This window comes from Bacillus sp. LR--39, from assembly GCF_053613335.1.
Window position 1 is genome coordinate 1 of sequence record NZ_JBSIOT010000828.1, and the last position, 729, is coordinate 729.

The 729-nt window shown below is 42.7% G+C and carries 1 pseudogene; it reads right to left on the minus strand.

The window, feature by feature from the left end:
* Positions 1–29 precede the first annotated feature (29 nt).
* Positions 30–669, minus strand: a pseudogene (gene lipA, locus ACWHAR_RS26810) (lipase LipA).
* Positions 670–729 lie beyond the last annotated feature (60 nt).

Here is a 729-nt window from a genome sequence, read left to right on the forward strand (position 1 = left end):
AATAGAATTCTTCAAGGTTTTGTTTTTCATTAATTCGTATTCTGGCCCCCGCCGTTCAGCCCTTCTTTAATCAGGCTGTTGACTTGGCTGCTGTACAGAAGGCCGATGTGTCCAACGCCATGGATTTGAACGTTTCTAGCACCGTCTAATCTTGATAAGTAATTCATGACAATCATATCGGCACTGCTGTAAATGGATGTGTATAAAATCTTTTGATTTGGATCTGTTCCCGGAAGCGCCTTGCCTGTCGTCAAACGGTTCGCGCCGCCAAGCGTCACAACGTTTGCAACTTTATTTCCGCCGTCCAGATTTTTTATGTAGTAAAGTGTGTTCGCGCCCCCCATGCTGTGAGCGACAATATCCACTTTTTTCGCACCCGTTTCATCTAAAACCTTTTGCACAAATCGTGATAATACCGGGCCATTGTTATAATTTGTCCCTGTCTTGTCCCAAAAATCAACTGCATACAGCTTGTCCCGCGACCAGCCCTGAGATACGAGATAGCTCTTAATTCCCGCAAAATTGAATGATGCCCCTCCAATACCGTGAACCATAACGACTGGATTGTGTTCAGCGGCTTTTGCTGACGGCTGCAGCGCAAACAGTGATGTAACAGACAGCATCAAAATTGTTACAAGCGCAATGATCCTTCTTTTTTACAAATTTCATAATATCCTCCTTTTTTTGTAACAAATTCTCCAATTATATTACGTTACCAAATTAATTAAG